The 12701-nt window shown below is 63.3% G+C and carries 11 protein-coding genes; 6 read left to right on the plus strand and 5 right to left on the minus strand.

The features are described from left to right. Positions 1 to 61: 61 nt before the first annotated feature. The 3 genes from hpt (at position 62) to deoC (ending at position 2078) form a co-directional block, all read left to right on the plus strand. Positions 62 to 610 carry a hypoxanthine phosphoribosyltransferase gene (gene hpt / locus VGL22_RS11460; RefSeq protein WP_465267059.1) on the plus strand — a complete coding sequence of 183 codons (549 nt, stop codon included), beginning with the start codon at positions 62 to 64 and terminating at the stop codon, positions 608 to 610. A gap of 120 nt (positions 611 to 730) precedes the next feature. Then, a complete protein-coding gene (locus tag VGL22_RS11465) occupies positions 731 to 1066 on the plus strand; it encodes a nuclear transport factor 2 family protein (RefSeq protein ID WP_465267060.1) in 336 nt (111 codons plus the stop codon). 256 nt (positions 1067 to 1322) lie between these two features. Continuing rightward, the gene (gene deoC / locus VGL22_RS11470; protein WP_465267061.1) at positions 1323 to 2078 is read left to right on the plus strand and encodes a deoxyribose-phosphate aldolase; all 756 of its coding nucleotides are present in this window, start codon (positions 1323 to 1325) and stop codon (positions 2076 to 2078) included. 511 nt (positions 2079 to 2589) lie between these two features. Here the strand turns inward: deoC and VGL22_RS11475 are convergent. The 3 genes from VGL22_RS11475 to VGL22_RS11485 all read right to left on the minus strand — a co-directional run bounded on the left by VGL22_RS11475 (position 2590) and on the right by VGL22_RS11485 (position 7566). Beyond that, positions 2590 to 3624: a methyltransferase gene (locus VGL22_RS11475; RefSeq protein ID WP_465267062.1), complete on the minus strand. Its 1035-nt coding sequence runs from the start codon at positions 3622 to 3624 to the stop codon at positions 2590 to 2592. Between the two features lie 238 nt (positions 3625 to 3862). Beyond that, positions 3863 to 6298 (minus strand): ABC transporter permease, encoded by a 2436-nt coding sequence (locus VGL22_RS11480; RefSeq protein ID WP_465267063.1) that lies wholly within the window; start codon positions 6296 to 6298, stop codon positions 3863 to 3865. A 230-nt stretch (positions 6299 to 6528) separates the two neighbouring features. Then, entirely contained in the window at positions 6529 to 7566 is a 1038-nt protein-coding gene (locus VGL22_RS11485) for a M20/M25/M40 family metallo-hydrolase (protein ID WP_465267064.1), read from the minus strand. A 140-nt stretch (positions 7567 to 7706) separates the two neighbouring features. On the opposite strand from VGL22_RS11485, the gene VGL22_RS11490 reads away from it, so the two are divergent. The 3 genes from VGL22_RS11490 (at position 7707) to VGL22_RS11500 (ending at position 10971) form a co-directional block, all read left to right on the plus strand. Further along, positions 7707 to 8405, plus strand: a complete 699-nt coding sequence (locus VGL22_RS11490) for an alpha/beta hydrolase (protein WP_465267065.1) — start codon at positions 7707 to 7709, stop codon at positions 8403 to 8405. Then, on the plus strand, positions 8402 to 9847 hold the full coding sequence (locus VGL22_RS11495) for a glycerate kinase type-2 family protein (protein ID WP_465267066.1): 1446 nt from the start codon (positions 8402 to 8404) through the stop codon (positions 9845 to 9847). The genes VGL22_RS11490 and VGL22_RS11495 overlap by 4 nt, the downstream gene beginning before the upstream one ends. Positions 9848 to 9921: 74 nt before the next feature. Beyond that, positions 9922 to 10971 (plus strand): LacI family DNA-binding transcriptional regulator, encoded by a 1050-nt coding sequence (locus VGL22_RS11500; protein WP_465267067.1) that lies wholly within the window; start codon positions 9922 to 9924, stop codon positions 10969 to 10971. A 24-nt stretch (positions 10972 to 10995) separates the two neighbouring features. Here VGL22_RS11500 and VGL22_RS11505 read toward each other — a convergent pair whose 3' ends face one another. Beyond that, positions 10996 to 11748, minus strand: coding sequence for a lysophospholipid acyltransferase family protein (locus VGL22_RS11505; protein WP_465267068.1), 753 nt, complete (start codon positions 11746 to 11748; stop codon positions 10996 to 10998). Continuing rightward, positions 11748 to 12701, minus strand: a 954-nt coding sequence (locus tag VGL22_RS11510; RefSeq protein ID WP_465267069.1) for a GNAT family N-acetyltransferase, incomplete at its 5' end; no start/stop codon positions are given. The genes VGL22_RS11505 and VGL22_RS11510, both read right to left, overlap by 1 nt.

The raw sequence follows: 12701 nt of genomic DNA on the forward strand, positions 1-12701 counted from the left end.
GGTGGGGTTTTTCACATGGGGGCAGGTGCGGTCCTTAGACCCGGCTTGCGATACTGGAGGTATGGCTACCCTATCGCAGCAAGGTCTTGAGGTCCTGTATACGCGTCAACAGATTGCCGAACGTGTCGCCGAGATGGGGGCGGAGATTACCCGCGATCTGAAGGGCGAGAAGCTGGTGATGGTGGGGGTGCTGAAGGGGGCGGCGCCGTTTCTGTCGGACCTGGCGCGGGCGGTGCAGATCGATGCCACGTTCGACTTTGTGGCCGTGTCGAGCTATGGCAAGGGCCACCGGACTTCAGGCGCGGTAAAGCTGATCAAAGATCTGGACGAGAGCGTGGAAGGCAAGAATGTGCTGATTGTGGAGGACATTCTGGACACCGGGCTGACGCTGAGCTATCTGCGCAAGCTGATGTTGAACCAGAAGCCCAAGTCGCTGCGGATTGCGGCGCTGCTGGACAAGCCGTCGCGGCGGATCGAGAAGATCGATGCCGATTATGTGGGATTCTCAATCCCCAATTTGTTTGTTATTGGGTATGGGATGGATTATGCGGAGCGGTACAGGAATCTGCCGGATATCTGTCTGATGACGCCGGAAGGAACAGCGGGCTAGCTGGCTAGCGGGCCAGGGGAGACAACGGCAGATCCCCTGCGGGGATGACAGACAGAGAAGAACAACGGGCCGGTTCGGTGTGGGGGTGCTGCGGTGGATGGTCGGGAGATGCTCGGGGGGATGTATCGCGACTTTAATGCGCGGCGGATGGAGGCCGTGCTGGAGCGGATGACTGAGGACGTGGCGTGGCCAAACGGATGGGAAGGCGGCTACGTCTATGGGCGGGAGGGTGTGCGCGACTACTGGACGCGGCAGTGGGCAGTGCTGGATCCGCAGGTGGAGCCGGTGCGTATCGAGCCGGATGAGCAGGGGCGATGGGTGGTCGAGGTGCACCAGGTGGTGCGCGGGCTTGCCGGGGAGCAGGCCGGGCAGGTGATTGTGGATACGATGGTTCGGCATGTGTACCGGATGCGCGATGGGTTGATTGCGGGGATGGAGATTGAGCCGTCGTCTTAGTTGCGGTGGGGTGGTAAGTCCCATCCTGGCCGCACAGACCAAGACGCGGCGGGGATGGGGAACGGAGATTTGTGGTGGATCGGGACCGGTTTGGGAACAGAAATCAGGCACCTGAGGGGTGGTTTGGGCTTCTAACCAAATGGGATTTTTCCGGGATCGCCAGAGGGTGAACAAAGGTCTATACTCTGTCTCCGGGTCTGGTCCCGGGTAGAGGGTGTCATGGCCCTACATAGAAGGAAGTAAGGAGCAAATCAAGATGTCTGCAACGTTTCCCGTTCAGGGACCAGATCTGGAATTTGATCATGGCACTTTTGACGCGGCCGGGTTTACGGCGGCGGCCATGACGAACTGGCAGACGCTGGCCGGGGTGATCGACCATACGCTGCTGAAGCCCGAGGCTACCCGGGAGCAGGTGGAGAATCTGTGTGACGAGACGCTGCGCTATCGGTTTGCCTGCGCCATGGTGAACCCGGTGTGGGTACCGGCCGCGGTGAGCGTGCTGGCGGGAACCGGGGTGCCGGTGGGGGTAGTGATCGGGTTTCCTCTGGGGGCTACGCTGGACTCGACGCTGCGACAAGAGGCGGCGGCGCTGACCCGGCTGGGCGCGAAGGAACTGGACATGGTGATTCCCGTTGGGCAGTTGAAGAGCGGGAACCATCATGCGGTGGAGCGGACGATCAGGGCGGCCGCGAGCGTGGCCCATGATCATGGGGCGCTTCTGAAGGTGATTCTGGAGACCTGCCTGTTGAATGTGGAAGAGAAGCTGCGCGGAGCGGAGATTGCGATCCAGGCCGGGGCGGATTTTCTGAAGACGTCGACGGGGTTCTCAAAGGCGGGGGCAACGGCCGCGGATGTGGCGCTGCTGCGCGGGGTGGCGGGCGGACGGTGCGGGGTGAAGGCTTCGGGCGGTGTCCGGAACCTGGCGGATGTGAAGACCATGCTGGAGGCGGGAGCAAACCGCATCGGCGCGAGCGCCAGCGTGGCGATTGTGCGGGAGCTGGGGGCGGAGTAAACACCTGCGGTGCGGCTGAGCGCGAGCTTCGCTCGCCGGTCGACGGCTGATTGGGGTTCGTGGGTTCCCGACCTGTCGCCAGAAAAGAGGCGACAGGATGGCATCTGCGATGGGGTCGAGCGGCACCTGCGGTGCGGCTGAGCGCGAGCTTCGCTCGCCGGTCGACGGTTGATTGGGGTTCGTGGCTTCCCGACCTGTCGCCAGAAAAAAGGCGACAGGATGGCATCTGCGATGGGGCCGAGCGGCACCTGCGGTGCGGCTGAGCGCGAGCTTCGCTCGCCAGTCGACGGCTGATTGGGGTTCGTGGCTTCCCGACCTGTCGCCAGAAAAGAGGCGACAGGATGGCATCTGCGATGGGGCCGAGCGGCACCTGCGGTGCGGCTGAGCGCGAGCTTCGCTCGCCGGTCGACGGCTGATTGAGGTTCGTGGGTTCCCGACCTGTCGCAAGTACAAAGACGGGGCGAGGGTGGGGCACCGGCAGTCGTGGAGAAACGAACAGAGGGCGGAGTGGTCAGGGTTTGGTGGCGAGGATGAGGGGGGATGGGCCGGGGGCGGAGAGGGTGCGCGGGTCGACGAAGCCGGCTTCGATGAGCCAGGAGCTGATCTCTTCGAAGGAGAAGGTGTCGCCGTCGTCGGTGTTCACCAGCATGTTGACGGCGAAGATGAGTCCGTTGAGGGGGCCGGTGCGGTCGGCGTTGACGAGGAACTCCTGAATGGCAATGGTGCCGCCGGGAGCGAGGGCGTTGTAGACCTTCTCGAGGAGAGCGCGGCTGCGGGCTTCGCCTTCGCTGTGGAGGATATGGCCGAGGGTAGCGACGTGGTGGCCGGCGCCGAAGTCGGCCGAGGCGAGGTCACCTTCGACGAAGGTGTAGCGGCCGGTGAGGCCGAATCGGGCTACGGTCTTTTTGGTTACGTCGATGACTTCAGGCCAGTCGACGGCGGTGACGCTGACCTGCTCGGCCGATTGGGCGAGGGCGATGCCCCAGACGCCGGAGCCGGCGGCGAGGTCGAGCACGGAGGCGGGGGTGCCGGAGGCGAGGTCGAGGTGAAGGGCGAGCGCCTGCGCGGGCGCGTAGCTCATGGGGAAGATGTCGGCGACGAACTCGTGGAAGAACTCGCCGCCCTGCTTCTCCTGATTGACGGAATTGACGGGCTTGCCGGTGGCCACGACTTCATTGAGCTTGAGCCAGTTGGGCAGGAGCTGCTGGCTGGTGTGGCGGATCATGCCGCCCATGTAGCTGGGTTTGGTGCTTACCAGGAAGGCGGAGCTTTCGGGGGTGAGGGAGTAGTTTTCGTGCGGGTCTTTGCTGAGGAAGTTGAGGCCGACCAGCACGTTGATGATGGCGGAGAGGCCGCGGGGCGAGGCGCTGGTGGCGCCGGCGAGCGCGTCGAGATTCATGGGGCCGTTGTCGAGCAGGTCAAAGATGCCGTGGCGCAGGGCGGCTTCAAGGATGAGGGGGATGGAGTAGCCCCAGGCGAACTGCATGAGGCGTTCAGGTGTGACCTGGACATCAGGGACCGTGGGGGCGGCGATGGTGGTTGTCATGCGAGAGACCTCGGATAAGGGAAATGTTGCGCCGGATGCGCAGGGGTAGGCAGAAGTGCGTGAAGGTCTGCGGGGAGCAGGATAGCAGAGGGGAAATTGAGGGGTCACGTGAAACTTTCAGTCTTCGGGGTGGGGTTGGTGGTTTCCCACCCTGTCGCCAGATAGAAGGCGACAGGATGGGGCACGGGTGCCTGGCGGGCGAGCAGAGGCGCGGCGAGGGTGGACACCCGGGGGGTGGTTATAGTTCGCGGATGGCGGTGACGGGGTTCTGGCGAACGGCGCGGCGGGCGGGGAGATAGCAGGAGAGAAGCGCCATGAGCGCCAGGATCAGGACGACTCCGGCGATGGTGAGCGGGTCGTTGGGACTGACGCCGTAGAGCAGGCGGGCGATGAAGCGGGTGAGCCCGAACGATATGCCGAGGCCGAGCACAAGGCCGGCTACGATGAGCCACGCACCCTGGAGGAGCACCAGGCGCATGACGTTGGCGCGGGAAGCGCCCAGGGCCATGCGCACGCCGATCTCGTGGGTGCGCAGGTGGGTGCGGTAGGCGACGACGCCGTAGATTCCAGTGGCGGCGAGGATCAGCGCAATGAGGGCGAACATGCCGGCGAAGGTGCTTTGCATGACGGCGAAGATGTTGGCCATCTGCATGGTGTCGCGCAGGGGCCGCACGTCGAAGATGGGCAGTTGGGTATTGATTTCGCGGATGGCCGCTTCAACCGATGGGGCCAGGTCGCCGGGATTGCCGCTGGTTCTGACCTGCACGATGGTTTCGTTGTCCGACTGCTGGTAGAAGGAGCGGTAGATCATGGGCTCGGGCGGCTCGTTCACGAACTGGTGCCGGGAATTCTGCACCACGCCGATGACGGTGGCGAGGCGGCCCCAGATGAGGAGTTTCTTTCCCAGAGGATCCTGGCCCGGCCAATAACGGTGGGCGGCGGTCTGGTCGACGATGAGGACGCGCGGTGCTTTGTCGTCGTCGGTCGCGGAGAAGTCGCGTCCTTCGACAAGGGGGATGCCCAGGGTCTCGAAGTATCTGGGCGTGACATCGGCTCTTCCCACCTCAAACCACTCATGCGGGCGGGGCATGTATCCCTCGGGATAGGCGTCAAGTGTTTTGCGGGTGAAGCACATGGGGACCCAATCGGTCATGGAGGCGATGGCGACTCCGCGCAAGGTGGAGACGCGATCGAGGATGTTGCGGCGCAGGACGGCGGCCTCGTCATTGTTGTAGCCGGACATGTTCAAGCCTACGGAGGCAGTGAGGACGCGATCGGGGTCGAAGCCGGAGCCGGCGTCGCGGAGATTGCGCAGGGTGCGGAGAAACAGCCCCGAAGAGACCAGCAGCGCAAGAGAAAGCGCGATTTGCGCGACCACGAGCGCGTTGAGCAGGTGCCGGTTGTGGGAGCTCCCGGAGACGCTGGCCGTCTCGTCTTTGAGTACTTCAGCGGCGGGCACCAGGGAGGAGCGCCATGCGGGAAGCGCACCGCACAGGACACTGGCGAGGAGGGCGAGCGCGACGATGCCGATGGCCACGTTCTGGTCGAGCATGCCGTTGAGCGCGACCGGGTTGGAAGTGGGCGGGAAGAAGAGGGCGAAGGCGCCGGCCGTCCAGGAGGTGAGCAGAAGCGCGATTGTGCCGGCAAAGAGAGATATCAGGACGCCTTCGAGCACCATCTGCATCACGATCTGCGGACGGGAGGCGCCGAGGGACTGGCGAATGGCGATCTCGCGGCGGCGCGCGACGAAGCGCACCAGGGTGAGGGTGGCCACGTTGACGCAGGTCAGCAGAAGGACGACTGCGGCGATGGCGAGGAGGATGGGCAGAGTAGCGGCCATGTAGCCGTTGGCGCCGAAGGGCGAGCGCCACATGGGATCGATGGTGAGGGTGTTGTTGCCGAGGTGATCGTCGGGGTAGGCAGCGACCATGCGGCCCATCCGTGCGTTCAGATCGTGGGAGGCCTTTTCGCGAGTCACTCCGGGCTGCAGCCTGCCCACGACGTTGAGCCAGTTCACACTGCGGTGGGTCATGCGCCAGGCGTTGGTTCCGAGGGGGTTGAGGGTGATCCAGACGTCCTCGCGGATGCCGGGCATGGCTCCGATGAAGTCTTTGGGCGCGACGCCGATGATGATGCCCGGGTGGCGGGCAATCTCAATGGTCTTGCCCACGATGGCGGGATCGGAAGCAAAGTGAGTTTTCCAGAGGGAATAACTCAGAACCGCGTAAGGAACGGAGTCGGGGCGGGTTTCTTCCTCAGGCAGGAAGAAGCGGCCCAGCCAGGGCTTGACGCCGAGGACATCAAAGAAGTTCGCCGAGACGTTGGCGAGGTAGATGCGCTCCGGCGCCGCGCCGTTGTGGGTGAGGGCGAACCAGTCGTGGTGATAGGCAAGGAGGCCGGAGAGGCTGTGATTCTGATCGCGCAGGTCGCGGTAGTCAGGATAGGAGAGAGGCGGGACGGGCGAGGCATTGGGCTCGCCGCGCATGAGGCTGACCAGATCTCCGGTGTTGCGGGCGCCGGGGATGGGATGCAGCATGGTCCCGTTGATCCAGCTGAAGACGGTGCTGTTGGCGCAGATGGCGACCGCCAGCATGGCCGTCGCGGTGAGGGTAAACCCGGGATTTTTGCGCAGCTGCCGCAATGCAAAGCGAACATCCTGGAGCAGGCCTGTCATGACTGCCTCCCACGGAAATTTGCTCTCGGGGAATAAGAGTATTGCCCTTGACTGTTGCATGCTGTGCGCCAAAGCACATGTGTCGCAAGTGCCTTTGCTGGAAGGAGATATTGATTTGGGAGCGGTGCGGGACTGTGCGAATGCGGTGAGGGTGTCCGGTTGCGGACAGTTGGAATGGTCAGCGGGTCAGCGGGTCAGCGGGTTAGCAAGTTAGCGGGTTCCGGTGCGGCTCATGAGCTGAGGAGTTGTTTTGCGACCTCGACGTAGAGGTCGACGGCCTGGAGGATTTCGCGTTTGGCGATTTTCTCATCGGGGGTGTGGGCGACGTGGATGGAGCCGGGACCGAGGAGCAGGGGTTCGCCCCATTTGGAGAGCCAGGGGATGTCGGTGGTGAATTTGGCGATCATGGTGGGGAGGCCGGGCACGGCGCGAAGGCGGATGAAGGGAATCTCGAGGGTGAAGTCGACTTCGGCGAGGCCGGAGGCGGCGTCAAGGATCGCCTGCCGGACGGGAGCGCTGTCGCTGACGAGGCGGGTGAGCACCTGGGCTTCGGCTTTATCCGCAATGACGTTGGGGGCGCGGCCGCCGTGGAGAAGGCCGATGTTCACGGTGGTGGGGCCGATGTCTTCGGTAACCGGAAGGTCAAGCTTGAGGAGGCGGCTGAGCACTTCGACGAGTTTGTGGACGGCGCTGTCGCCCAGCTCGGGATAAGCGGAGTGGGCCATGGTGCCGAAAGAGCGGAGGATGGAGCGCAGGGCGCCTTTGGAGGCGATGGCGAGGCGGTTATCAGTAGGTTCGCCGTTGATGAGGAAGCGGCTGCCTTGGGGATTTTCGTTGGCGACTTTGGCCCCGGCGGAATCGCGTTCTTCGCCACTGACGAAGAGGAGGCCGATGCGGAAGCCTTCCGCGCGGAGGGCCTCAGCAGAGGCTATCTGGGCGGCCATGATGCCCTTGGCATCGCAGACGCCGCGGCCGTAGAGGAAGTCATCGTCTTCGCGGAAGGGGATGTACGGAGGGACGGTGTCGATGTGGGTGGAGAAGACCAGGTCGGGCGACTGACCGGCGGGGCCTGCGTAGACATTCCAGCGCGGGCCGCAGGGAGCGCAATCCGTGGGAGGGGGGACCTCCATTTTTTCTACGTCCCAGCCGCGGCCGGCGAGATAGCCGGCAAGGAAATCGCCGCATGCCCCTTCGTTGTAGGTCGTGGATTCAATCTGAACGAGATCGCGGGTGAGGCGAAGGGGGTCGATCGGCGCAAGTTGCGACATGGTGCTGCCAGAATATCTTACGGTGCGTATTGCGGCCCTCGGCTCTCAGCCCTCAGCTTTCAGCCGGTGCAGAGTTCACCTCGCAGCGGACAGCTCTCTTTATACGGCGCTTATGCGATCGGCGTAGAATCGAGTGTGGAATGAGCATTGCATCCGCATCCGTGCAAAGCAGCCGGAGGGCAGCGACACGACGTTTGCGCAGTGTTGAGCTGACCGGGCCGGAAGGGCGCCTGGAAGCGGTGGTGAATGAAGGTTCCGTTACTGCCCGATGCGCCGCGCTGATCTGTCATCCTCATCCCGAAGGCGGCGGCACCCTGCACAACAAGGTGGTGTATCGCGCCATGAAGGCGCTGAATGCGCCGCAGTTTGAGCTGGAGTGGCCGGTGCTGCGATTCAACTTCCGCGGAACGGGCCGCAGCGAGGGCAAGCATCATGGGCAGGATGAGGCGGATGACGTTCTGGCAGCGCTGAGCTGGCTGGAGAACGAGTTCGCTCTGCCGATTGTGTTGGCGGGTTTCAGTTTTGGCGCCGCCATGGCGCTGAGGGCATGCGTTGGATCGGGAACCGCGGTGCGCGCAATTGCCGCTCTCGGGCTTCCGACGCAGGCGGAGGGGCGAGTCTACCACTACTCCTTTCTGAAGAATCTATCTCTTCCCAAGCTGTTCTTAAGCGGCGACTGCGACCAGTACGCGCCTCAAGCCGTGCTGGAGGCGATTGTGGACGCTGCCGCTGATCCCAAACAGATGGTGCTTGTTCCCGGCGCCGACCATTTCTTTTCCGGCCAACTGGAGGCGATGCAGCGAGAGCTGCTGAGTTGGCTGAAGGAGCAAGCCCTATGACCCCGGTGAGCGAAATGGCTCTGGAAGACCTGCACGCAACGGCAACGGAGATTTTTACGGGCGCGCTGGGGGCCTGCAGCATCGAGTCGGCATTCGACCGGAGGCTGCGGTTTGACGGGAATGTTTTGCATCGTCTTATGCCGGACGGCAGCGGGCCGGATTCGATCGATCTATCGCATTACAAGCGCGTGTTCGTGATCGCGCTGGGCAAGGCCGCGGGGCCCATGACCGATGTGCTGCTGGAGCGGATGAAGCGGCGCCAGGGTGTGCGGGGCATCTGCTGCTCCAATGTTTTGCCGAAGAAGCGCAACTGGCGGTTCCGCTATTTCGAGGGCGGCCATCCACTGCCGAATGAAGATTCGTTTGCGGCGGCGCGGAGCGCGCTGGCGTTGTTGAGAAAGGCGAAGAAGGACACGCTGGTGTTCTTTCTGATTTCAGGGGGGGGATCGGCGCTTTTCGATCTGCCTATCGATGCGGGAATCAGCCTGGAAGACACGCAGATGTTTCACCAGGCGCTGCTGGCTTCAGGGGCGCCGATTGACCAGATCAATACGCTGCGGAAGCATTTTTCGCAGGTGAAGGGCGGGCGGCTGGCGATGGGCGCGCCGGATGCGCTGAAGGTGTCGTTGCTGCTGCCGGACGTGCCGCTGCGCAGCCTGGATGCGCTGTCGTCGGGGCCTTCGTCGCCGGACCACAGCACGGTGCAGGATGCGCGCGCGATCATGACGAAGTATGGTCTGGCGGAGCGGTTTCCGAAGTCGGTGCGGGATTTCTTCGAGCGCGAGGACATGCCGGAGTCGCCGGGGAACAAGAAGTCGCGGCCGTTTCTACCGAAGATTGCGAATGCGGTGCTGGCGCGACGTATTGCGCTGGCGGCCACGATGAAGGATGAGGACGACGCGTTTCGGGAATCGGTGTTCGAGATTCTGCTTTCAAGCCACGACCTGGTGGAGAACGCGCGGACGATTGCGGAGAAAGCCGGCTATTACGTGGCGGTGGACAACAGCTGCGACGACTGGGATTACGCGGACGCGGCGCGCTATCTGTTGGAGCAGTTTCACACCATTCGCACGGCGCATCCGCGGTTTTGCCTGATTTCCGCGGGCGAAGTGACGGTAACGATGAACCGCACGCCGGGTGCGGGAGGGCGGAACCAGCAGTTTGTGCTGACCTGCGCGCTGGAACTGGCGAGGCATCCGGGCGAGCCGCTGACGGTGCTGAGCGCGGGCACGGACGGGATTGACGGCAATACGCGGGCGGCGGGCGCGATTGCGGATCCGACGACGGTGGCGCGGGCGCAGGCATTTGGGTACGACCCCGCGCGGGCGCTGGCGGAGTTCAATGCGTGCCCGCTGTTCACGTCGCTGGGAGACTCGGTGGTTACCGGACCGACGAGGCATAATCTGCGCGATTTGCGGCTGTTGATGTCGGCCGGCGAATAGGTTGTTAATGCGGAGTTAACACGCGACGCGAAACTTTGCTTTGCGGCGGGTGCTAACTGCTTTACGATGTTCACGTGCCCCGTAAAGGAACTCGCAAGACCGTCGCCAAGGCCGCGGATATCCGGACCGTCGCTGCGCTGGCCAAGGTTTCGATTGCCACAGTGTCGCGCACTATCAACGGCTCTCCGGCCGTGAGCGAGCGGCTGAGCAAGCGCGTGTGGCAGGCAATCGAGCAACTGAATTACTTTCCGAACACGCATGCGCGCAGCCTGGTTTCGGGTCGTAGCCGGCTGTTTGGCATCATTGTTGAAAACATCACCAATCCCTTCTTTCCCGAGTTGATTCAGAGCTTTGAAGAGATAGCGGTCGCGAACGGGTACGAGATTCTGGTGAGTTCGTCGAACAGCGACCCGGCGGTGCTGACCACCTGCGTGCGGCGCATGCTGGAGCGCAAGGTGGAAGGCGTGGCGATGCTGACGTTTGGCGAAGAAGAGCCGGTTCTGGACCAGTTGGCGCACCACAATGTTCCGCTGGTGCTGGCGGAGTTCAAGCTGGACGATCCGAAGAGCAGCACGATTCTGCTGGATTACTCGACGGGGTTTCATGAAGCCGTGAAGCACCTGGTGGGGCTTGGTCACAGGCGGATTGGTTTTTTGGCAGGCCCGCACACGCTGCACTCGGCGATCACGCGCGAGAACGACTTCAGAACGGCGATGCGGCAGGCGGGGCTGGATGTGGATGCGGCAGCGGTGATTGTGTGCGACCACACGCTGCGCGGCGGGGTGGCGGGTTTTGAGAAGCTGCAGGCGCTGAGCACGCGTCCGACGGGGGTGCTCTGTTCGAACGACATGACGGCCATCGGGGTGCTTCGGGCGGCTTATATGAAGGGGCTGCGGGTGCCGCACGATCTGTCGGTGATCGGGCTGGACGACATTGATTTCTGCGAGTTCACGCTGCCGCCGCTGACGACCATACGGCTGTCGCGGACGGACCTGGCGCGGGCAGCATTCGATGCCCTGCGGCAGCAGGCCGAGGCCGGGCCGGGAGCGAAGGTGGAACGCGAATTTCTGGTGTCGACGAGTTTGGTGGTGCGGGATTCGACGTCGGCGCCGGCGAAGGATTGAGCCTCTCGCTCACGAGGCGCCAACTCAGGCGTAGACGGGGAGTTCTGCGACCTCTTCCGCACGCATCGTGGAGACGCGCTGGTTGGTGATTGTGGCGGCAGTGCGGCGATCCGCGTAGACGGTTGGCTTGTCGAAGGTGATGACGGCAGTGAGCGCAGGCATGCCGAGGATCTTCCAAAGGTGAGGGAGAAAGCCGGCATCGCCGAACCAGCACAGTTCCCTTTCGGGCAGGCTCGTTTCACAGATATATTGCAGTGCGGCGGCCGTCACGGGCGCGTGCATTTGAATGGCCGGATGGAAGAGCGCTGAGTGGAAGCGCAGGACCGCGGAGCCGTCGGTGCTGGTGCCTTCAGGAAAGAGCAGCACGGGGACGGCGAGCTGGAGGCGTTGGCAGATCTCCGCTGCGGCAACGCCTGCGCTGGCGCGGCTGGAACGATCAAGGAAGATGGTGCCGCCGGCACTCGCAGCAAATCCGAAGTAAGGCCAGTTGCGCACTTCAGCCTTGGAGACGAAGAAGCAGGGCATCACGGAGCTGTACGCGGCGATGTCGAGATAGCTGAGGTGATTGGAGACGACGAGGCCGTGCGAAGGCGGCTCTCCTATCACGCACGTGTTCACGCCCATGGCGCGCAGAACTGCGCGGCAGGCGGACTGCAGCCAGAGCGCGCGCTGCACCGGAGTGAGGCGGCCGCGCAGACGCTTGAACGCCAGGCGGAAGAGGCAGCGAAGGAGCGCAAGGGCCAGTGCGGCGGCGCGAAGGAGTCTGCGCAGGTGCATCAGCTTAACGGCGCCAGGAACCGGTTGCGGGCGGCCGGGGACATCAACTTCAGATCGAGGATTGTAAGGAAATCAATGGTGCCGAAGGCGCGATCCCAGGCGGGGGGCGCGGCGATGCGGGCACCTATGGCTAGATATGTTTTGAGTAGTTTGGGCACCTTAACGGCCTCGAGGTTCTCTGGGGGATGTTGCGCCAGCGTGGGGCATACGTAGTCGCTGGTGGGTACGGTGAGGAACGCGTGGGGGACACGATAGTTTTCAAGCTGGTGGTAGAGGTCCCAGCCTTCGGCCGGATTCCGCGAGTTGAGAGACGAGCAGCCGATGAGGTAACGAAGGCCGGTGTCTGTGGCATACTGCGCGATGCCGCGCCACAAGAGGGTGAGAACTTCAGGCGTGCGATGGTCGCGGTCAATGGACGCGCGGCCGAGTTCGAGCGTCTCAGAGCGGACCGATTCGCAGGGACTGAGATCGAACTCCTGCTCGGAGTAGTAGCCGAGATTGAGTGCGGCGGTGATGCCGGACTGCATGCGATAGGTGCCGACGATCGCGCGCGATGGGTTCTCCTGCTGTTTGTCTTCAACGAGGAGATGTTCGCAGCAGGCGTCAAACGGATCGGTGTCGAGGCCGGTTTCATAGGAACTTTCGAGGCCTTCGCCGAGTTCGAGATTGAAGACACGGAAGCGCAGGCGGCATGCGGCGTCGCGATCTTCCGCGGTTTGGGCAACGCGGAGTCGATAGCGTCCGACCTCTGCGTGGATGCGCGCAGAGGGGGCGAGCCGGGGAGCAGAGAAATCGACAAGCGCGGCAGAAGAAACTGCCGGCTCAACCGTAGCCGCGGCAACTGAGAGCGGGTTCACGGGAGTATTGTCCGATGCAAATTGTAAGAGGAGGATGAAGCGGGCGCGAATGTTTTGTTGCAGGATTCGTGGGAGTGAACGTGCGATGAATCTGCA

Source organism: Occallatibacter sp. (genome assembly GCF_036502485.1).
In the GTDB taxonomy this organism is placed as follows: Bacteria; Acidobacteriota; Terriglobia; order Terriglobales; family Acidobacteriaceae; genus Telmatobacter.

Coding starts and splice junctions, on each gene's coding strand:
- VGL22_RS11465 (WP_465267060.1), top strand. CDS start 731: ATGTATCGCGACTTTAATGCGCGGCGGATGGAGGCCGTGCTGGAGCGG.
- VGL22_RS11505 (WP_465267068.1), bottom strand. CDS start 11,748: ATGCACCTGCGCAGACTCCTTCGCGCCGCCGCACTGGCCCTTGCGCTC.
- hpt (WP_465267059.1), top strand. CDS start 62: ATGGCTACCCTATCGCAGCAAGGTCTTGAGGTCCTGTATACGCGTCAA.
- deoC (WP_465267061.1), top strand. CDS start 1,323: ATGTCTGCAACGTTTCCCGTTCAGGGACCAGATCTGGAATTTGATCAT.
- VGL22_RS11485 (WP_465267064.1), bottom strand. CDS start 7,566: ATGTCGCAACTTGCGCCGATCGACCCCCTTCGCCTCACCCGCGATCTC.
- VGL22_RS11495 (WP_465267066.1), top strand. CDS start 8,402: ATGACCCCGGTGAGCGAAATGGCTCTGGAAGACCTGCACGCAACGGCA.
- VGL22_RS11490 (WP_465267065.1), top strand. CDS start 7,707: ATGAGCATTGCATCCGCATCCGTGCAAAGCAGCCGGAGGGCAGCGACA.
- VGL22_RS11475 (WP_465267062.1), bottom strand. CDS start 3,624: ATGACAACCACCATCGCCGCCCCCACGGTCCCTGATGTCCAGGTCACA.
- VGL22_RS11480 (WP_465267063.1), bottom strand. CDS start 6,298: ATGACAGGCCTGCTCCAGGATGTTCGCTTTGCATTGCGGCAGCTGCGC.